Consider the following 20,616-nt stretch of genomic DNA (forward strand, 5'->3'; position numbering starts at 1 on the left):
GATAAGCGGCAAACAGACGGAGACAGACCGGGGATGCAATCGGAACTGACGCAGGCCCTTGACCAGGGCCTCGGTGGAACTGTGCAAGGCGCAACAAGGCCGGCAGCACCCTTCGGGCAGACGGGGATGGCAGCGCCATGAACAGAGACCAAACAGCTATTCCGGGCACCCGCCGCAAGGGCCCGAAGTTCCTGCGCCACCTTTTGGCCGGCACCGCTCTTTTTGCAGCAACGGATGCCCTCGCCCAGGTCGCGCCGCAGAAGGCCAACATCTTCGGCTCCTCGGAAGTCGTAACTTTCTCCGTGCTCATCGGCGTCATTTCCGCAGCGATGATCTCGGCCATCTGGCTGATCCGCCAACGCGGCAACATCGAAGCGGAAAACCGCGAATTGCGCTCCGATCTGTCGGACGCGAACCAGCGCCTTTCACGCTATCAGGCGCTCGTGGCCGACAAGAACCGCCGGATCGTCGTCTGGGACGGACTGCTCGAGCGGGCCGAACTGCTCGGCCAGCTGCCGCCCGAAACCGGCGCGCCGGCAGACGACCGCGAGTTCCTGGCCTTCGGCCGCTGGATCAAGGCGCAATCCGCCGGGGAACTGGAAAAGGCGATCGATGCGCTGCGCACCGAGGCACGCAGCTTCGACCTGGTGCTCGAAACGCAGCGCAACGAAGTCCTGGAGGCCCAGGGACGGGTTTCGGGCGGGCGGGCGTTCGTACGCTTCATCGCGCTCAACAACATGCGTGCGGAACTCGCCGAGCTGAAACTTGAGCACGACCGGCTCAATTCAGCGCTCGTCTCCTTCCGCACCCTACTCGACGCGATCGATCTGCCGGTCTGGCAGCGCGGCACGGATGGCGCGCTCACCTGGGTCAACGAAGCCTATGCCGATGCGGTCGAGGCTCCTGACGTCGCGATTGCGGTCGCCGAAGGGCGCGAGCTGCTTGCGACCGTCGCGCGCGAGAAGATCCGCGCCGTCTCCACTTTCGACACGCCGTTCCGCGACAAGGTTTCGACCGTCGTCAGAGGCAACCGCACCTTCTTCGACGTCGTCGATGCCCGCAGCCCTGCCGGTTCGGCCGGCGTCGCCATCGACGTCTCCGGCATCGAGGCCGTGCGCGAGGAACTCAACCGCACGCTCAAGAGCCATGCCGAAACGCTCGATCATCTTGCGACCCCAGTCGCGATCTTCGACGGCAATCAGCGCCTGCAGTTCTACAATCAAGCTTTCCAGCGCCTGTGGAACCTCGACATCGGCTTCCTGGAGCGCAAGCCGGACAACGGCGAAGTGCTCGACCGGCTGCGGGCCGGCGGCCAGCTTCCGGAACAGCTCAACTGGAAACAATGGAAGGCGAACGCGCTTTCCGTCTATCAGGCGCTCGACACGCAGAGCGACCTTTGGCACCTGCCGAACGGCCAGACGCTGCGCGTCTTCGCCACCGCCCGCCCGCAGGGCGGCGCCACCTGGGTGTTCGAGAACCTGACCGAGAAGGTCGATCTCGAAACGCGCTACAACACGCTGGTTCAGGTCCAGGGCGAGACCATCGACCATCTTGCCGAAGGCGTGGCGGTGTTCGGCCCCGACGGTCGCATTCGCCTTTCGAACCCGGCCTTCCGCGCGATCTGGGGCATCAGCGAGGCGGAAGCCAAGCCCGGAACCCATATCCGGGCGATCGAGCAGGCCTGCCTCATCTCCTACGACCAGCCGGACGGGTGGAAGCGCTTCACCCACATCATCACCAGCTTCGACGATGAACGGCCCTCGAGCCGCGGCATTCTCGAGCTTCGAACCGGGCTGATCCTCGACTACGCCGTCATCCCGCTGCCGAACGCGCAGACGATGCTGACCTTCGTCAACATCACCGACAGCGTCCGGGTCGAGCGGGCGCTCACCGAAAAGAACGAGGCGCTGCGCAAGGCGGATGCGCTGAAGAACGATTTCGTGCACCACGTTTCCTATGAGCTGCGCTCGCCGCTCACCAACATCATCGGCTTCGCCGACCTGTTGAAGACGCCGGCCTTCGGCGACCTCAACGAGCGGCAGGCGGAATATGTCGACCACATCGCCACGTCCTCGTCGCTGCTGCTGACGATCGTCAACGACATCCTGGATCTGGCGACCGTCGATGCCGGCATCGTCCAGCTCGACATGTCCGACATCAGTCTCACCGACTTCCTCGATGACATCGCCCACCAGATGGACGACCGGCTGCTCGAAAGCGGCGTGACGCTCAGGATTACCGCCCCTGACAATCTCGGCCGCATGGTTGCAGACCAGCAGCGGCTGAAGCAGATTTTCGTGAAGCTGCTCACCAATGCCGCAAACTTCGCGCCGGATGGCAGCGCCATCGAGCTGAAGTGCCGCCGCGAGGGCAGCGACTTCATCTTCTCGGTCTCGGACAGCGGCCCCGGAATCCCGCAGGACGTGCTCGACACCGTGTTCAATCGCTTCGAAAGCTACGGCCAGCGCGGCGGCGCAGGTCTCGGGCTTTCGATCGTCGAGAGCTTCGTCAGCCTGCACCACGGCACCGTCTCGATCCGCAGCAAGGAAGGTGAAGGCACGGAAGTGACCTGCCGCATTCCCTCGGCCGAAGTGCCGACGATCGTCGCGGCCGAATGATGTCGACGATCGAGCGCTTCCTGACGGGCGAGGCGGCAACGATCGAGCTCGGCGAAGATCTGGCGCTGGCCCTGAAGCCCGGCGACTGCGTCGCGCTCTCAGGCGATCTCGGGGCGGGCAAGTCGACCTTGGCGCGCGCATTCCTTCGGGCGCTTGCCGATGACGACGACCTGGAGGTCCCGAGCCCGACGTTCACCCTGGTCCAGACCTATGACCTTCGCATTCCGGTCGCGCATTTCGATCTCTACCGGCTGGCTGATTCCAGCGAACTGGACGAGCTCGGCTTCGACGAGGCGCTATCGCAAGGCATCTGTCTCGTCGAATGGCCGGAACGGGCGGACGACGCTCTCCCCGCCGGCCGCATCACGCTGACGATCGCCCATGAAGGCGATGGGCGCCGCGTCGAAATCTCCGGTCCGGACGAAAAGCTGCAGCGCATCGCCCGCACGCTCGCAATCCGTGACTTTCTCGACCACAACGGTCACCCGAACGCACGGCGCCGGCACCTGAGCGGTGACGCCTCGATCCGGGCCTATGAGCGAATTTACCCGGCGGACGGTTCCGTTAGCCGGATTCTGATGGACTCGCCGCGGCACAAGCCCGGTCCCATCCTGCAGGACGGCAAATACTACCAGCAGCTCGCGCATATCGCCGAAGACGTCGTTCCCTTCGTCGCCATCGACCAGTTGCTCATTGCACGCGGCTTTGCGGCGCCGGCGATCTACGCCCGCGATCTCGGCCAGGGCATCCTGCTGATCGAGGACCTGGGGTCGGATGGCGTGCTCGATGCGGCGGGAGAGCCGATCGCCGAGCGCTATATCGAAAGCGCGCGACTGCTCGCCCGCCTCCATGCCAAACAGACCGACAAGGAGATCATCGTCGATCCGGCGGTCAGCCACCGCATTCCCGACTTCGACCGGACGGCGATGAAGATCGAGACCCGGCTCTTGACCGACTGGTACCTGCCCTGGAAACGCGGCGAGCCGGCAAGCGACGACGAGAAGCGCGAATATGCCGACATCTGGGATGGCCTGATCGATCTCCTGCAGACCTCCGAGACCAACCTGCTCTTGCGCGACTTCCACTCGCCGAACATCATCTGGCGTGGGGACCGCCAGGGTCTCGCCCGGATCGGCCTCATCGATTTCCAGGACGCGATGATCGGTCCGACCGCCTATGACGTGGCATCGCTGGTGCAGGATGCGCGCGTGACCATCGCGCCTCCGCTCGCCAGCCACATGATGGAAACCTATCTCGCGGAACGGCGCGCAAGCGGTAGCTTCGACGAGGAGACTTTCCTGCGCGACTGGCACCTGATGTCGGCCCAACGCAATTGCAAGCTCGTCGGCATCTGGGTACGGCTGATGCAGCGGGACGGCAAACCCGGCTATATGAAACACATGCCACGCACTTTCGCCTATCTTCAGGCGGCGCTCGCACATGAATCGCTGAAACCCTTGTACGACTGGTGTATGAAGACCGGAATCCTCGTTTCCGAATCAGCGAACTGACAGAGAAGCAATGTCGATCAGCAATGCGATGGTGCTCGCCGCGGGCCTCGGGACCCGGCTCCGCCCGATCACCAACACCATGCCGAAGCCGCTCGTGGAAATCGCGGGCAAGCCGATGATCGACTATGTGCTGGACCTGCTGGTGGAGGCCGGCATTACCAGGGCCGCGGTCAACGTGCACCATTTCGCCGATCAGATGGAAGGGCATCTCAGCCGGCGGAGCGCGCCCGAGATCCTGATCTCGGACGAGCGCGATGCGCTGATGAATTCCGGCGGCGGCCTGGCGAAGGGGCTGAAACTTCTGCCGGATGGCCCGGTTCTGGTGATGAACGCCGACCTCTTCTGGGTCGGCGAACCCTCTGGGGTACCGAGTAATCTGACGCGGCTCGCCGCAGCCTTCGACGCTGATCGCATGGACATGTTGCTGCTCTGCGTGCGCGACGAGGACACGACCGGGCACAACGGCAAGAAGGACTTTTCGCTCGGCGCCGACGGGAAGCTGACGCGGTACAAGGAAGGCCTGCCGAACCCGGTGGTCTATGCCGGCGCGATCGCGCTTCACTCCCGGCTTTTTGCCGATGCGCCGGATGAGGCCTTCAACCTCAACATCTACTTCGACCGTGCGGCCGAGAAGGGGCGCCTCCACGGCATCCTGCTCCAGGGTCACTGGATGACGGTCGGCACGCCCGAAGCGATCGGCGAAGCGGAAGCAGCGATCCGCCGCCACCAGCCGGGAGGATGAGCGTGAGCGGCCGCCGGTCCAACGTCTTCACGATCCCGCCCGGCCTCCCTTTCCTGAAGACGCTCGCCGAAAGGCTTTGCGACGGTAGCCTGACCCCGGACTTCCGCTACGATCCGGCCGATCCCCTGCCGCTTGCAGGCGTGACGATCTTCGTGCCGACGCGGCGCTCGGCCCGTGTGCTCAGATCCGAATTCGTCGACCTGCTCGGCGGCCGCTCCACCATCCTGCCCACCATCAAGGCGCTCGGCGAGACCGACGACGACAGCGGCTTCTTCGATGCAGAGGTCCCGGCGATCCTCGACCTGGCCCCGCCCCTGCCCGGCACGGCGCGCCTGATCGAGCTTGGACGGCTGATCCTTGCCTGGCGCAACCGGCTGCCGAAGGTGGTGCTCGACATTCATGCGGAGAGCCCGCTGATCGCGCCGGCAAGCCCGGCGGATGCGATCTGGCTCGCGCGCAATCTCGCCGAACTCATCGATGCGGTGGAGACGGAAGAGCTCGATTGGGACGAACTCGACCGGCTCGATGCCGGCGAGCATGCGCTGTGGTGGCAGCTGACGCTCGAATTCCTGAAGATTGCCCGCAGCTACTGGCCGGAGCGGCTGGAAGAGCTCAAGCAATCCTCGCCCGCCCGCCACCGCAACGCCATCCTGCAGGCCGAGACGCAGCGCATCGCCGGCGGCAAGATCGAGGGCCCGATCATCATCGCCGGTTCGACCGGCTCGATTCCCGCGACCGCCGCACTGATTGCCGGCGTGCAGAAGCTTCCAAACGGCACGATCGTGCTGCCCGGTCTCGACCAGACGATGAGCGATGCCGAATGGGACATGATCGTCGCCGACTCAGCCTTTGACGGCAGGCCGAACCCGGCAAGCCGCAGCCATCCGCAATACGGCTTCTACCGGCTGCTGAAACGCATGGGCGTCATCCGGTCGGACGTGACCACCCTGGCCGACGCCGAGACGGACCTCGCCTTCCGCACCGAGATCCTCTCGCACGCCCTTCTGCCGGCGAAGGCGACCAATGCCTGGACCGAAAGGCGCAGCGAACTCGATGGCGAATCGCTGCACGCCGCCTTCAGGGATGCGGCCCTCATCGAAACCGCCAACGAACGCGAGGAGGCCGCTGTCATTGCCGTTGCGCTGCGGCTGGCGCTCGAAGGCAGCGAGGATAGCCAGGCGGCACTGATCACGCCGGACCGAAATCTCGCGCGACGGGTCGGCGCCGAGCTTGCCCGCTTCGGTATCGAGGCCGACGATTCCGCCGGCACGCCTCTGTCTTCGACGCCTCAGGGCAGCTTCATGCGCCTGCTTCTGGAGGCTAGCCTGCGGCCCGGCGATCCCGTGCCCTTCGTGGCGCTGCTCAAGCACCCGCTAGCGCGCTTCGGACTATCGCGTGAGACGATGCGCCAGGGCGCCGACGCGCTCGAACGCATGGCGCTGCGCGGCAGCACCGCAACCGTCGATATCCTCGCCCTGGCGCCCTTGCTCGACGCGGCCATTGCCGGGCACAAGATCGATCGCCACCCGCCGGAATGGCGCGTCGGCATCGGCGCCGAGGAGCTTCAGGCAGCCCGCGACCTGGCGATGAAGATCGGCCTCGCAGTGGCGCCGCTCGCTTCCGCGCTGAGCCGCAGCAAGGACGGTAGCCGTGTTTTCTCGGAGGAATTCACCTTTGCCGACTGGGCGGCCCGGACCGGCCAGGCGCTGGAGGCGGCCTCGGCCGACGAGCGCGGCGATCTCAGCGGGCTCTGGTCCGGCGAGGCGGCGGATACGTTGGCGACCCTGCTTCGCGGCATCATCGAAACCGATGGTCAGATGACGGCGGATGGGCCGCAGTGGTGCGATGTCATGGAGGCGCTCGCCGCCGGCGCAGCGGTCAAGCCGCGTTCCATGCGCCATCCGCGGGTCTTCATCTTCGGCGCGCTGGAATCACGCCTGCAGAGCATGGATCTGGTGGTGCTTGGCGCCATGAACGAAGGCAATTGGCCCGGCCAGACCGCCAACGATCCGTTCCTGTCGCGCACGATGAAAACGGGCATCGGTCTCGAACCGCCGGAGCGACGCGTCGGCCAGCTCGCGCATGACTTCCAGATGGCCTGCGGCACACGGCGGCTGATCTTCACCCGCTCGATGCGCCAGGGCGCAGCACCCACCGTCGCCTCGCGCTGGCTGCAGCGCCTGCTGGCGCTTGGCGGCAACCGGCTGGTCGAGGCCTTGCAGGCCAATGGCGCGGACTATCTGACCTGGGCCCGGATGCTCGACGATGGGGGACGGCAGCCGCTTGCCGAACGCCCCGCGCCCAAGCCGCCGGCGGACCTGCAGCCGCGCAAATATTCCTTCAGCGAGGTCTCGCGGCTGAGGCGCGACCCTTACGCGGTCTATGCTCGGCGCATCCTTCGCCTGCATCCGCTGCTGCCGTTCAACAGCGACCCCGGTCCGGCCGAACGCGGCACGCTTTATCACCAGATCGTCGAGCGTTTCGTGCGCTCCGGCGTCGATCTGATGTCGCCTGCGGCCGAAGAGCGGATGCATCGACTGCTGAACGAGGCTTTCGACGAGGCGCGGCTGCCGACGCATATCGACACGATCTGGCGGCCACGCTTCGCCGCCGTCGGCGCGGCTTTCATCAAATGGGAGCGGGAACGCGTGCGCTTCATCCGCCGCTCGCGCACCGAGGTTCCGGCATCAATGGAACTGGGCGTCGCCGACATGCGGCTGACCGGAATCGCCGACCGGCTCGATACGCTGACAGACGGCAGCGTCGAGATCATCGACTACAAGACCGGCTCCAGCCCATCGGCGACGGAAGCCCGCGTGCTGCTTGACCCGCAGCTCGCCCTGGAGGCAGCGGCCCTCAAGGCCGGCGCCTTCAAGGACATACCGCCGAGCCATCCGCAGTCGCTGCTCTATGTCCGGCTCAAGCCCGGCTCACGCTTCAAGCCGGATGCGGTCAACAACGAAGGCAGCAGGTCGAAGGAGACCAGATCCGCGGACCAGCTTGCCGACGAGTCCCTTGCCGAGCTCAAAAAACTGCTCAGCGCCCTTCTTTCGGGAAAACACGGTTTTGCATCCCGGCTGATTGTTCAGAAAGAGCGCGATTACGGCGGCGAGTATGACCATTTGGCACGTGTAGCCGAATGGTCGACAGCCGACAGCGAGGAGGAGAACGGCGATGAGGGATGACAGCCTCGGCCCCGAGCAGGCGACGCCGCAAGCCTGGCTCGACTGGACCTCGCGCCGGCAGTCGCTTGCCTCCGACCCCGCGCGTTCCGCCTGGGTTTCGGCCAATGCCGGATCCGGCAAGACGCACGTGCTGACCCAGCGCGTGATCCGGCTGCTGCTTGCCGGCTGCCGGCCGTCAGCCATCCTCTGCCTGACCTATACCAAGGCGGCGGCGTCCGAAATGTCGAACCGCGTCTTCGAACGGCTAGCCGAGTGGGTCACGCTCGACGACGCGACGCTTGAAAAGCGGATTGAGGCGATCGAGGGCGAGCGGCCAGGCCTCCTGAAGCTGCAGGAGGCGCGCCGTCTCTTCGCCCGTGCGCTGGAGACGCCCGGCGGCCTGAAGATCCAGACGATCCACGCCTTCTGCGAGGCGCTGTTGCATCAGTTTCCGTTGGAAGCCAACGTCGCCGGACATTTCTCGGTCCTCGACGACCGCGCGGCCGCGGTGCTGCTTGCCGATGCGCGCCGCATGCTGCTGACGGCGACGGCAGCCAAGGACGATCCGGAACTGGCGCGCGCCTTTACCACCGTACTGGACCTCGCCGACGACACCGGGCTTGAAAAGCTGCTCGCGGCGATCGTCGAGAACCGGACTTCGATCCAGACATTTCTCGAACATGCCGCCGCGCTCGGCGGCACAGAGGCTGAGCTGCGCAGGGCCCTGAAGCTGGCGCCGGATGAAAGCGTCGACAGCGCCATGGCCGCGATCTGGCCGTTGGCGGGACTGAACGGCGCGGCCCTGGAACGATATTTCTCGCTTGCCGCAAGCGTCGGGGGAACAAAGGTGCTCGACTTCGCGGAAGGGCTCCGAACCGTCTCCAAGCTCACCGACGTGACCGAGCGCTATGACGGCCTTCGGCACCTGTTCTTCACCAATACCGGTAAAGCCCGGGCACAATCCACCTTCCTCAACAAGGCGATGCAGCAGGCCGCACCGGATCTCGTAGACCTGGTGGACGAAGCCTACCGCCATGTCGTCGCCTGTATCGATCACATCAGCATTCTCAAGATGTTCGAGGCGACGCTTGCAGCGCTGACGCTCGCCGAAAGGCTCAACGTTGACTACGAGGAGCTCAAGCGACGACGCAGCCAGCTCGATTTCGAGGACCTGATCAATCGCACGGCAGCGCTCTTTGCCCGCGGCGACGTCAGCGCCTGGGTGCATTACAAGCTCGACCAGGGCATCGATCACATCCTCGTCGACGAGGCGCAGGATACCAGCCCGGCGCAATGGACCATTATCCAGGCGCTGGCCGCCGACTTCTTTTCCGGCGAAAGTGCCCGCGGCGCCAACCGCACGATGTTTGCCGTTGGCGACGAGAAACAGTCGATCTATTCCTTCCAGGGCGCACGGCCAGAGCGGTTTTCGCATGAAAGCCAGGAAACCGAACGGCGGGTGCGCGACGGCGGCAAGGCCTTCGAGCCCATCCGCCTGCAACTCTCCTTCCGCTCGACCGTTGACGTGCTTTCCGCCGTCGATACCGTCTTTGCCAATCCGGCGCATGCACGGGGCCTCAGCGCCCGCAGCGAACCGGTCGTTCATGCTTCGAACCGCATCGGCCATCCCGGTGCGGTCGATATCTGGGATGTGATTGCCGCCGAACCGATGGATACGGACGAGGAATGGACGGCCGCCTTCGATGCGACGCCTGAGAGCGCGCCGGTCAATATCCTCGCACGGCGGATCGCAGGCGTGTTGGAGAGCTGGATCGAGAAGGAGACCATCGTCGAGAAGGGTGTTCGCCGGCCGATGCGTCCGGGCGACGTGATCGTGCTGGTCCGCAAACGCGACGCCTTCGTCAACGCGCTGACCCGGGCGCTCAAGCGCCGCAACAACATTCCGGTCGCCGGCGCTGACCGGCTGGTGCTCACCAAACATATTGCGGTTCAGGACCTGCTTGCCCTCGGGCGCTTCGTCCTCCTGCCGCAGGACGACCTTTCGCTTGCCGCGCTCTTGAAAAGCCCGTTGTTCAACCTCGGGGAAGACGCGCTGTTCGAACTCGCGGCGCGCCGCAAAGTAGGCGAAAGCCTCTGGCAGCGTCTGCAGGCCGAGGCGGCCGAGGGGATCCTGTTCCACCAGGCAGAAAAATCGCTCAAAAGCTACGTGGCGCTCGCCAACCAGCTTGCACCGCACGATTTCTATGCCCGCATTCTTGGCGTGCATGGCGGCCGGGCGGCCTTCCTGGCGCGGCTCGGCACCGAGGTCAGCGACATTCTCGACGAGTTCCTCACCTTCGCGCTCGACCAGGAAAGAAGCGGCCTCCCCGGGCTGCAGGCCTTTGTTTCGACGCTGGAAATGGAAGCGCCGACGGTCAAGCGCGAACAGGACAAGGAACGCGACGAAGTCCGGATCATGACCGTGCACGCTGCCAAGGGTCTTGAAGCGCCCGTCGTCTTCCTCGTCGATGGCGGCGGCGCACCTTTCAGCAACCAGCATGTCCCTTCGCTCCGCTTCCTCGAGCTTCCTCGAGCAGATGGCGCAGCCTTGTCCTTGCCGGTGTGGCGGGCGCCGGGCTCGGAGTCAAACTCACTCATCACCGCCGACAGCGAACGTCTGAAGACGCTCGCCGAGGAAGAATATCGGCGCCTGCTCTATGTCGGCATGACCCGGGCCGCCGACCGTCTGGTTGTCTGCGGCTACCGCGGACAGCGGGCCGTCGCCGATACATGGCATGCTATGGTTCAGGCGAGCCTTGCCGGGGACGAAAGCGGCCGCGGCCATCCGACGACCTTCCATGCCGGCGGCGAGGAATGGTCCGGTCATGCCTGGCGCGAGAGGCAGCTTGAGCGCGACCTTCCCTCGAAGGAAGCGCCCTTGCCGGATGCGAACCGCCCGGCGGCCGGCCTGCCGAAGGCGCTTTCGACACCGTTGCCACCGCAGAAACGCCTGCCACGCCCGCTCAGCCCTTCGGGCGTCGGTATCGCTATCGACGAAGACGACGGCGATGGGCTCGTCGGGTCCGCCCTGTTTTCGGAAAAAGCACCGGCAAATCTCTCGATGTTGCGCGGCGCCATCCTGCACCGCCTGCTGCAGGTCCTGCCCTCCATTGCGGGCGATGATCGCCGCGCCGCAGCCGAGCGCTATCTCGTGCGTTCCGTGCCCCGTTGGTCGCCCGAGCAGCGCGCCGCGCTGATTGCCGGTGTCGAGAATGTGCTCGACCACCCCGATCTTAACGCGCTCTTCTCGGCCGGCAGCCGCGCCGAAGTCTCGGTCATGGGCACGCTCACGCTCGGCACGCGCGACCACGCGGTATCCGGGCGCATCGACCGGCTCGCCATCAGCAACGGGATCGTGACCATTGCGGATTTCAAGACGAACCGGCAGGTGCCGACTTCGCAGGAGGATATTCCCTTCGCCTACAAGGCACAGCTGGCGATCTATCGCGAACTCTTGCGGCCACTCTATCCCGGACACAGATTCCGATGCGTGCTGATCTTCACCGAAGGGCCGGCAATCCACGTCGTTACCGATCAGGCGCTCGACAGGAGCCTTGAAGACCTCGCGACAAAGTGAGATACCGGATATTGAAAATCCAGCGGCGCCCTCTCACATGAGGCACAACATCTGGATACTGCCATTCCGAACGCAAGGAGCAGCCTATGGCTACTGTAAAGGTCGATACGTCCAATTTTCAGCAGGAAGTGCTGAACTCCGCCGAGCCGGTGGTTGTCGATTTCTGGGCTGAATGGTGCGGCCCGTGCAAGATGATCGCACCGAGCCTCGAGGAAATCTCCAACGAGCTCGCCGGCAAGGTCAAGGTTGTTAAGCTCAACATCGACGAAAATCCGGAACTGGCTGCCCAGTACGGCGTTCGCTCGATCCCGACGCTCGCCATGTTCAAGGCCGGCGAAGTGGCCGACATCAAGGTTGGCGCCGCACCGAAGACGGCCCTTTCCTCGTGGATCTCCACGGCGGTCGCCTAAGACCTTCGCTGACTACCGCAGCAGAAAGCCCGGCATGCCGGGCTTTTTTCTTGTCTTGCATCTGGTACCGGGATGGCGGCGCCGCCTTCGGATCACTTCGGCGGCGTGCCGTTGTCGGCGAGAACGTCGCCCACCAGATAGAGCGAGCCGCCGATCAGGATGCGTGGCGGCGCTGGGTCCTCGTCGACCAGATTGGCAATGATCGTCAGCGCTTCGGCAACGGAAGAGACGGCAGAGGCCTCAAACCCGACGGCAGCCGCATCGCTTGCAAGCGCCACCGGATCAAGGCCTGCGTCGGACCCCCGGATCGGAACGGTGAAGACCTGTTCGGCAAGATCGAGAAACGCCCGGAAATAGCCGACCGGATCCTTGGTATTGATCATGCCGATGATCAGGAAGAGGGGCCGCGATTCGCGTTCTTCGAACGTCGCCATCGCCTCGGCGATCACCTGGCCGGCACCCGGATTATGGCCACCGTCGACCCAGATTTCCGCGTCGGCCGGGCCATAATGCGTCAGCTTGCCACTGGTCAGGCGCTGCAGGCGTCCGGGCCACTCGACCCCGGAAAGACCTCTCTCGATCGCCGCTTCGGAAACGTCGAAGCCTGCGGCCCGCACCGCACGAATAGCCGCGGCGGCATTCGCATATTGATGGCGTCCCGGAAGCTTTGGCAGCGGCAGATCGGCAAGTCCGCTCTCGTCCTGATAGACAAGGCGGCCGAATTCTTCATGCGCCATGAAGTCCTGGCCGTAGACGAAGATCGGGCAACCGAGCCGCTCGGCCGTTGAGATCAGCACCTCGCGCGCCGTTTCCTCTTCCTGTTGGCCGATCACCACCGGGCAGCCGCGCTTCATGATTCCGGCCTTCTCCGCGGCGATCAGCTCGACCCGGTCGCCGAGATAGGACTGGTGGTCGAGCGAGATCGGCATGATGACCGAGGCTGCGGGGCGGACAATGACATTCGTCGCGTCGAAGCGACCGCCGAGGCCTACCTCGATGATCGCGACATCCGCCGGATGCTCGGCGAAGAGCAGGAAGGTGACAGCGGTCAGGATTTCGAAGACGGTGATCTTCTCGCCGCCATTGGCTTCGGCGACGCGGCGCACGGCATCGGCCAGAACGGGATCGCTGACGAGCCGTCCCCTGCCGCCCTTGACGCCCAGGCGGTAGCGTTCGTGCCAATTGACGAGATGCGGCGACGTGTGGACGTGGACGCTGAGACCGGCCGCCTCCAGGATCGCCCGCGAGAACGCGGTTGCCGAGCCCTTGCCATTGGTGCCGGCGACGTGGATCACCGGCGGCAGGCGGTCCTGCGGATTGCCGAGTGCGGCAAGAAGCCGGGTGATCCTGTCCAGCGACAGGTCGAAGCCCTTGGGGTGGAGGGCAAGGAGTTTTTCGATCTCATAGCCCGCTTCGCTGGCTTCCACCGCTGCCATCTCTTACCCCGCCCCGACAAGCTCGACTGCCAAAGCATCTCCGCGTGGAGATGCTTCATTTTGTTCTATGTAGCTCCGGTTACCCGAGCTTTTTCAAGCGCTTGCCGCAACCGGCAAGGCAGCCGGCTGTGTGCCGCCGTTGAGTTTCGAGGCTTCCGCCGGCTTCTTCATCAGGATCTTCAGAACCCGGGCGAGCGTTGCCGGCAGATCATGACGCTTGACGACCATGTCGACCATGCCGTGCTCCAGCAGATATTCGGAGGTCTGGAAGCCTTCCGGCAGCTTCTCGCGCAGCGTCTGCTCGATCACGCGCTTGCCGGCAAAGCCGATTTCGGCACCAGGCTCGGCCATGTGGATATCGCCAAGCATCGCATAGGAGGCGGTGACGCCACCGGTCGTCGGGTTGGTGAGCACGACGATATAGGGAAGGCCGGCTTCCTTCAGCATGTTGACGGCAACAGTGGTGCGCGGCAGCTGCATCAGCGACAGGATGCCTTCCTGCATGCGGGCGCCGCCCGATGCCGGGAAGATGACCAGCGGGCACTTCTCGGCGATCGCCCTTTCGAAAGCCTTGATGATCGCCTCGCCGGCAGCCATGCCGAGCGAACCACCGATGAAGTTGAACTCGTGCACGACGGCGACGAGTTTGACGCCCTGGACGCGGCCGAGGCCGGCGACGATCGTGTCTTCGAGTTCGGTCTTTGTGCGGCTGTCGCGCAGACGGTCGACATACTTCTTGGAATCGCGGAATTTCAGCGGGTCCTGGGCAACCTTGGGCTGCGGAAACGCCTCATAGATGCCGCCGTCGAACAGGTCCTTCAACCGCGCCTTGGCCGGCATCTTCATGTGGAAACCGGACTGCGGGATGACCCACTTGTTTTCCTCGAGATCGCGGTGGAACACCATCTCGCCGGTTTCCGGGCACTTGATCCAGAGATTTTCCGGAACTTCCCGGCGGCCCAGCATCGAGTTGATCTTCGGCCGAACGTAGTTTGTGATCCAGTTCACTTAGTAACTCCTGAAGATTTCCTTCGGGTTGTGCGCGCCAATATAGGCAATTATTCGGCTGCTGCGAGGCGTGCGGACCGCACGCCTGCCGAGAGCCCTCTGACCAGCGCTTCAACACCCGGAACCGTCGCATCGGTCGCCTTGCCCTCTTCGGTCAGGCTCGACGCGATCTGGTTGACGATCGCCGTACCGACGACCACGCCATCGGCGGATGCTCCGATGGCCCTTGCATGTTCTGCCGTCTTGACGCCGAAACCGACGCAAACCGGCAAGTTGGTGTGCGCCTTGATACGGCCGACGGCACCGGCAATCAACGACGGATCGGGCAGAGCCGAACCGGTGATGCCGTTCATCGACACGTAGTAGACGAAACCCGAGGTGTTTTCGAGCACCTTCGGCAGGCGGCGGTCGTCCGTGGTCGGCGTCGCCAGGCGAATGAAGTTGATGCCCGTCTCAAGCGCCGGAACGCAGAGCTCGTCGTCCATCTCCGGCGGCAGATCGACGACGATCAGGCCGTCGATGCCGGCGGCAAGCGCATCCGTCAGGAAGCGGTCGACGCCGTAGATGTAGATCGGGTTGTAGTATCCCATCAGCACGATCGGCGTGCGCTGGTCCTCCTCGCGGAAGCGGCGCGCGATCTCGAGCGTCTTGGCGAGCGTCTGACCGCCTTTCAGCGAGCGCTGACCGGCAAGCTGGATCGCCGGACCATCGGCCATCGGATCCGAAAAGGGCATGCCCAGCTCGATGACGTCGGCGCCGGCCTTCGGCAGCGCCTTCATGATCGAGACCGACGTCTCGAAGTCAGGGTCGCCGCCCATGAAATAGGTGACGAGGACCGGACGTCCCTCGGCCGCAACATCGGCAAATCTCTTGTCCATGCGTGCGGTCATGATCTTACTGCCCCATTCCCAAAATCTTACCGACGGTGAAGATGTCCTTGTCGCCGCGGCCGGAGAGGTTCATCAGGATGATCTCGTCCTTGCCCATCTTCGGTGCGCGCTTGATGACTTCGGCAAGCGCATGCGAAGGCTCGAGCGCCGGGATGATGCCTTCGAGGCGGGTCAGCGTCTGGAACGCTTCGAGCGCTTCGTGATCCATGATCGGCACGTATTCGACACGGCCGACATCGTTCAGCCAGGCATGTTCCGGGCCGATGCCGGGATAGTCGAGACCGGCCGAAATCGAGTGGCCTTCCTTGATTTGGCCGTCGCCGTCCTGCAGCAGATAGGTGCGGTTGCCGTGCAACACGCCGGGCGAACCGGCGGTGATCGACGCGCAATGCTCGTCGCCCTCGATGCCCTTGCCGCCAGCTTCGACGCCGACGATCTTGACGCTTTCATCATCGAGGAACGGATGGAAGATGCCGATTGCGTTGGAGCCACCGCCGACGGCGGCAACGACGAGATCCGGCAGCCGGCCTTCGGCGGCGAGCATCTGCTCCTTGGCTTCCTGGCCGATGACGGCCTGGAAATCGCGGACCATTTCCGGATAGGGATGCGGGCCGGCAGCGGTGCCGATCAGGTAGTAGGTGCTGTCGACATTGGTGACCCAGTCACGCAACGCCTCGTTCATCGCGTCCTTGAGCGTGCCGCTACCGGCGGTTACCGGCTTCACCTCGGCACCGAGCAGCTTCATGCGGAAAACGTTGGGCGCCTGGCGCTCGACATCGGTCGCGCCCATGTAGACGACGCAGGGAAGACCGAAGCGGGCCGCGACGGTCGCCGAAGCCACACCGTGCTGGCCGGCGCCGGTCTCGGCAATGATGCGCGTCTTACCCATGCGCTTGGCAAGCAGAATCTGGCCGATGCAATTGTTGATCTTGTGCGAGCCGGTGTGGTTCAGCTCTTCGCGCTTGAAATAGATCTTGGCGCCGCCGAGTTCGGCCGTCAGCCGTTCGGCGAAATAGAGCGGGCTCGGCCGGCCGATATAATGGGCGCCGAGATGTGCCAGCTCCGCCTTGAAAGCCGGATCGTCCTTCGCCTTGTTCCACTCGTCCTGCAGGTCGAGGATCAACGGCATCAGCGTCTCGGCTACGAAGCGGCCGCCAAAAATACCGAAACGACCGTCTTCATCCGGGCCGCCCCGGTAGGAATTCAACTTTGGCGCCTGGTTCACGTCCTGCTCCCTGACCGTGGCATGCCCGCCTCCGCCTGGCGAACGGCATTGAAAAACGATTCCATGAGCTTCAAATCCTTGACGCCCGGCGCGCTCTCGACGCCGGAGGAGATATCAATGGCGCGGGCGCGGGTCTGCGCCATGGCCTCGCCAATGTTACTGGCGTTAAGACCACCGGAAAGCATGTAATCGACGCTTCCGTCAAGCGCGTCGAGCAGCTTCCAGTCAAAGGAAACGCCGTTGCCGCCGGGCAAATCGGAACCTGCAGGCGGTTTGGCATCGAACAGGAAGCGATCGGCGATGCCGATATAGGCGTCGATCTTTTCGAGGTCCGAGGCCTCGCGCACCGAAAGCGCCTTCATGACGGGGAGGCCGTACATCGCCTTGACCGTCAGCAACCGTTCCGGGCCCTCGCTGCCGTGGAGCTGCAGGATATCCGGATTGAGCGCCGAGACGATCTCGTCGAGCTCGTCGTTGTCGGCATTGACCGTGACGGCAACGATCTTCGCCCGACCGCGAATCCGATCCGCCAACCGGCCGGCATCGTCAGGCTCGATGTTCCTGGGGCTCTTCGGGAAAAAGATGAAGCCGGTATGGGACGCCCCGAGCGCGACAGCGCGCTCAACCGCTTCCGCGGTGCTCAGCCCGCATATCTTCACTTCGGTTTTCATGAGAAGCGACCTTGCATGAAATGTCGCGCGAGTCGAGCCAAAAACCGACGCGCGGCCTACCAGCCAGCGCCCCCGGCGCCCAAGCCCCCACGGGTGTGCGCCCCTTGCGCGACCGACGGGCTTTCACCATATGCATTTTACCATAACGGAGAGACAGATGCGCCTGTTGCTCGCGCTTATCCTGCCCTGGCTGCAGTTTTTCACGATCGGCCGTCCCTTTGCCGGCCTCACCTGCCTGATCCTGCAGCTCACACTCATCGGTTGGGTTCCGGCGGCGATCTGGTCGGTCTATGCGCTCAGCCAATACAAGACCGATGAGAAGATCCGCGAAGCTCTACGCCACCGCGCGTGATCTCCGGCTGGCCGGCTCAGTCGAAGTCGATTGCGTGAAGCATCGTGCCGTTGCGGCGGAGCCAGCGCTTGGCATCGTCGGTATCCGGGCACAATTTCCCACACAGCGCCCAAAAATCAGGCCCGTGATTCATCTCCTGCAAATGCGCGACCTCGTGCGCCGCGAGATAGGCGATGACCTTCGGCGGCGCCATGACGATGCGCCAGGAAAAACTCAGCGCCCCATCTGCAGAACAGGATCCCCAGCGGCTGCGCGTGTCCTTGAGCGACAGCGACTTCGCTCGCCGGCCGATGCGACCGGTGTAGATCGCCACCAGACGATCGAGATCCTGGCGGGCCTCTTTCTTGAGAAAATCGACGATGCGCCGGTTCAGATGCTCCTCGCCGCCGCTGACGCGCAACACCGGCTCGTCATCAAGCACGATCGCTTCCGTCAGGCCGCGGATCTTGCCGGTGCGCTCGATGCGATGGGAGATGCCGCGGATGAGGATGGAGCCGCCTTCCTCGATCTGGCTTTCGCCGGAGAAGCGAGCAAGCTTCGTCATCAGCCAGCCCTGATGGCGGCTGAGAAAGGCATTGACCTCGCGCTCCGGCAGACCCTGAGGGATCGTCATCTTCAGTGCCCGACCGCCGGGCTCGATGCGAAGCGTCATGCGGGTCGCGCGCGCGTTCTGCTTGATCGTCAGCGGCAGGGACTTGCCGGCGACCTCGATCTGCCGCGTCGTGGCGGGTGGTGCAGGTTGGATGCGCCGCTTGAAGGAAGGGAACATGCAGGCTTTCTAACCGATTCGCGGGGCTTTCGCCTACGGTGCCGCGAGACGCGAACGGATATCCGGCGTTTCATGTGAAACGCCGGAAAGCATCATCGGGTCAGTGAGCTTCGACAACCGGGCCGGAGCCGCCGTTCTTGCGGTCGCGCATGAAGCGGTCAAACTCTTCCTGGTCCTTGGCACGGCGAAGCTCGCGCACATAGGTGTCGAATTCTTCGCGCATTTCGTCGAGCTTGCGGCGCTCCTCGTCGAGGCGCGCAAGTTCGGCTTCGCGCCAGTCGTCGAAGGCGACGTTGCCGGTGCGATGCGTCCAGTTGGAGCGGCGACCGCCGCGCTTGAATGCGGAGCACATGCCACCCACCGTATCGTTGGCATCTTTCTTGAACGTCTTGAGTTTTTCGCCGAACAGGATGTAGGCGAGCATGGCCAGGCCAAGTGGCCAAAAGACCACGAAGCCGAGCACCATCAGGGCGATGGTCGCGGGCGTCCAATCCGGACGGATCATTGCAGATTGGTTCATCTTCAGGATTCCTCGCAATCATCCGGGCTGCCCATGCGGCCCGATGAAAACGATGTGGGAAGGCGCCCCTGACTGTGCAAGACGCCCTCCCCCGGAATCGGACAAACCCTTGACTCTACGCGGTCAAAACGGCCCGACGGCGAGGTCAGGCCGACTTGCCGCCCTTGATAAGCTGCTTCACCGGCTTCACGTGCCGCGAATGCTCGCGGTGGAAGGCGACGATGCGCGGGGCGATTTCGCGGCGGAAGCGCGAACCGTTGAAGACGCCGTAGTGGCCGACATCCGGCTGCATGTAATGCATGCGCATATGATCAGGGATATTGGTGCAGATCGTCTGCGCCGCCTTCGTCTGGCCGACGCCGGAAATATCGTCGTTCTCGCCCTCGACAGTCAGCAGCGCGACCTTCCTGATCGCCGTCGTATCGACGCGCTTGCCGCGATGCATCATCTCACCCTTCGGGAGCGCATGCTGCATGAAGACCACCTGCACGGTCTGCAGGTAGAATTCAGCGGTCAGGTCCATGACCGCGAGATACTCGTCGTAGAAGTCGCGATGTTTCTCGGCGGCATCGCCGTCGTTCTTCACCAGATGCGCGAAGAACTCCTTGTGGGCGATCAGGTGACGGTCGAGGTTCATCGACATGAAGCCGGAGAGCTGCAGGAAGCCCGGATAGACCATGCGCATGAAGCCTGGCTGCGGCCACGGCACCGGCATGATGACATTGTCGCGGAACCATTCGATCGGCCGCTGTTCGGCGAGTTGGTTGACGCCGGTCGGATTGATGCGCGTGTCGATCGGTCCGCCCATCAGCGTCATCGTCGCCGGCGACAGCGGATCGTCGGCCGCTTCCATCAGGGCGACGGCGGCGAGTACCGGCACTGCCGGCTGACAGACGCCGATCACATGGGTGTTCGGGCCCAGGAAGTGCAGCATCTGAATGACGTAATCGATGTAGTCATCAAGATCGAAAGTGCCTTCGCTGAGCGGCACCATGCGGGCGTCGATCCAGTCGGTGATGTAAATGTCGGAATGCGGCAGCAAAGCTTCCACGGTGCCGCGCAGCAGCGTCGCGTAGTGGCCGGACATCGGCGCCACCACCAGAACCTTCGGATCGGCGGCACGCCCCTTGGGCAAGGCGCGCTCGAAATGGATGAGGTTGCAGAAGGGAGCGCGCCAGACGATGCGCTCGTAAACGGAGACGGACGTGCCGTCGACCTCGGTCGCGGGAAGTCCGAACTCGGGCTTGCCATAGCGGCGGGTGGAGCGCTCGAACACTTCGAGCCCGGCGGCAGCCGCACGACCGAAATAGGTGTGCGAGATGGGATTCATCGGGTTGCTGAAGGCAAGTCGCATGGCATCGGCGGCCGTACGCCACGGCGCCATCATTGCATGGTTCAATTCATAGAGCTGGTAGAACATGGGAAGCGTACCCCTTGGTTCAATCAACGACAACGCCGCTCCCGGTCGGACGCAAGCTTGCGATTGTTTGTCTTGGTGTCCGCAATCGCTGCCAGACTACCATTTTTCTTGTGCAGTGCAACATGTATACCCGTGTCACCGCGATACAAGGCCTGAGGCCAGAATGAATCCGGATTCCTGACGATTTGCAAACAAGCTTGTCTGAAACTGCCGGTTTTCCGCTATTTTCGTGCGCTGAGAACCGGATGCCGGGCAATTTCAGGAAAAAACGGCGGCTCCGAAGAGCGAATGGCAGCTCCACTC

General features: G+C 63.9%; 15 protein-coding genes. 7 read left to right on the top strand and 8 right to left on the bottom strand.

What is annotated here, in order from left to right:
- Positions 1-137: 137 nt before the first annotated feature.
- The 6 genes from ACQ5BM_RS29010 to trxA all read left to right on the top strand — a co-directional run bounded on the left by ACQ5BM_RS29010 (position 138) and on the right by trxA (position 12,022).
- Positions 138-2,618: an ATP-binding protein gene (locus ACQ5BM_RS29010; RefSeq protein ID WP_429818751.1), complete on the top strand. Its 2,481-nt coding sequence runs from the start codon at positions 138-140 to the stop codon at positions 2,616-2,618.
- Positions 2,618-4,129 carry a tRNA (adenosine(37)-N6)-threonylcarbamoyltransferase complex ATPase subunit type 1 TsaE gene (gene tsaE / locus ACQ5BM_RS29015; RefSeq protein WP_429818885.1) on the top strand — a complete coding sequence of 504 codons (1,512 nt, stop codon included), beginning with the start codon at positions 2,618-2,620 and terminating at the stop codon, positions 4,127-4,129. Before ACQ5BM_RS29010 ends, tsaE begins: the two co-directional genes overlap by 1 nt.
- Before the next feature lie 10 nt (positions 4,130-4,139).
- The gene (locus ACQ5BM_RS29020) at positions 4,140-4,871 is read left to right on the top strand and encodes a nucleotidyltransferase family protein (protein WP_429818754.1); all 732 of its coding nucleotides are present in this window, start codon (positions 4,140-4,142) and stop codon (positions 4,869-4,871) included.
- Entirely contained in the window at positions 4,868-8,056 is a 3,189-nt protein-coding gene (gene addB, locus ACQ5BM_RS29025) for a double-strand break repair protein AddB (protein WP_429818756.1), read from the top strand. Before ACQ5BM_RS29020 ends, addB begins: the two co-directional genes overlap by 4 nt.
- Positions 8,046-11,612, top strand: a complete 3,567-nt coding sequence (gene addA, locus ACQ5BM_RS29030) for a double-strand break repair helicase AddA (protein ID WP_429818758.1) — start codon at positions 8,046-8,048, stop codon at positions 11,610-11,612. The genes addB and addA overlap by 11 nt, the downstream gene beginning before the upstream one ends.
- 86 nt (positions 11,613-11,698) lie before the next feature.
- On the top strand, positions 11,699-12,022 hold the full coding sequence (gene trxA / locus ACQ5BM_RS29035; protein ID WP_057252049.1) for a thioredoxin: 324 nt from the start codon (positions 11,699-11,701) through the stop codon (positions 12,020-12,022).
- 92 nt (positions 12,023-12,114) lie between these two features.
- Here trxA and ACQ5BM_RS29040 read toward each other — a convergent pair whose 3' ends face one another.
- From ACQ5BM_RS29040 to ACQ5BM_RS29060, 5 genes are all read right to left on the bottom strand, one after another.
- Positions 12,115-13,458 carry a bifunctional folylpolyglutamate synthase/dihydrofolate synthase gene (locus tag ACQ5BM_RS29040; protein ID WP_429818761.1) on the bottom strand — a complete coding sequence of 448 codons (1,344 nt, stop codon included), beginning with the start codon at positions 13,456-13,458 and terminating at the stop codon, positions 12,115-12,117.
- Between the two features lie 93 nt (positions 13,459-13,551).
- On the bottom strand, positions 13,552-14,466 hold the full coding sequence (gene accD, locus ACQ5BM_RS29045) for an acetyl-CoA carboxylase, carboxyltransferase subunit beta (RefSeq protein WP_429818763.1): 915 nt from the start codon (positions 14,464-14,466) through the stop codon (positions 13,552-13,554).
- Between the two features lie 50 nt (positions 14,467-14,516).
- Entirely contained in the window at positions 14,517-15,356 is an 840-nt protein-coding gene (gene trpA, locus ACQ5BM_RS29050) for a tryptophan synthase subunit alpha (protein WP_429818766.1), read from the bottom strand.
- A 4-nt stretch (positions 15,357-15,360) separates the two neighbouring features.
- Entirely contained in the window at positions 15,361-16,581 is a 1,221-nt protein-coding gene (trpB, locus tag ACQ5BM_RS29055) for a tryptophan synthase subunit beta (protein WP_173517972.1), read from the bottom strand.
- Positions 16,578-17,252: a phosphoribosylanthranilate isomerase gene (locus tag ACQ5BM_RS29060; RefSeq protein ID WP_429818768.1), complete on the bottom strand. Its 675-nt coding sequence runs from the start codon at positions 17,250-17,252 to the stop codon at positions 16,578-16,580. The genes trpB and ACQ5BM_RS29060 overlap by 4 nt, the downstream gene beginning before the upstream one ends.
- Before the next feature lie 157 nt (positions 17,253-17,409).
- On the opposite strand from ACQ5BM_RS29060, the gene ACQ5BM_RS29065 reads away from it, so the two are divergent.
- On the top strand, positions 17,410-17,604 hold the full coding sequence (locus ACQ5BM_RS29065) for a YqaE/Pmp3 family membrane protein (protein ID WP_429818771.1): 195 nt from the start codon (positions 17,410-17,412) through the stop codon (positions 17,602-17,604).
- Positions 17,605-17,620: 16 nt separating this feature from the next.
- Here the strand turns inward: ACQ5BM_RS29065 and ACQ5BM_RS29070 are convergent, their stop codons facing one another.
- The 3 genes from ACQ5BM_RS29070 to phaZ all read right to left on the bottom strand — a co-directional run bounded on the left by ACQ5BM_RS29070 (position 17,621) and on the right by phaZ (position 20,313).
- On the bottom strand, positions 17,621-18,373 hold the full coding sequence (locus ACQ5BM_RS29070; RefSeq protein WP_429818773.1) for a M48 family metallopeptidase: 753 nt from the start codon (positions 18,371-18,373) through the stop codon (positions 17,621-17,623).
- A gap of 100 nt (positions 18,374-18,473) precedes the next feature.
- The gene (locus tag ACQ5BM_RS29075) at positions 18,474-18,893 is read right to left on the bottom strand and encodes a DUF2852 domain-containing protein (RefSeq protein ID WP_429818775.1); all 420 of its coding nucleotides are present in this window, start codon (positions 18,891-18,893) and stop codon (positions 18,474-18,476) included.
- A 145-nt stretch (positions 18,894-19,038) separates the two neighbouring features.
- Positions 19,039-20,313 carry a polyhydroxyalkanoate depolymerase gene (gene phaZ / locus ACQ5BM_RS29080; RefSeq protein ID WP_429818777.1) on the bottom strand — a complete coding sequence of 425 codons (1,275 nt, stop codon included), beginning with the start codon at positions 20,311-20,313 and terminating at the stop codon, positions 19,039-19,041.
- Positions 20,314-20,616: the final 303 nt, after the last annotated feature.

The sequence above is a fragment of the Ensifer sp. B1-9 genome, from assembly GCF_050474445.1.
Classification (GTDB): Bacteria; Pseudomonadota; Alphaproteobacteria; order Rhizobiales; family Rhizobiaceae; genus Ensifer.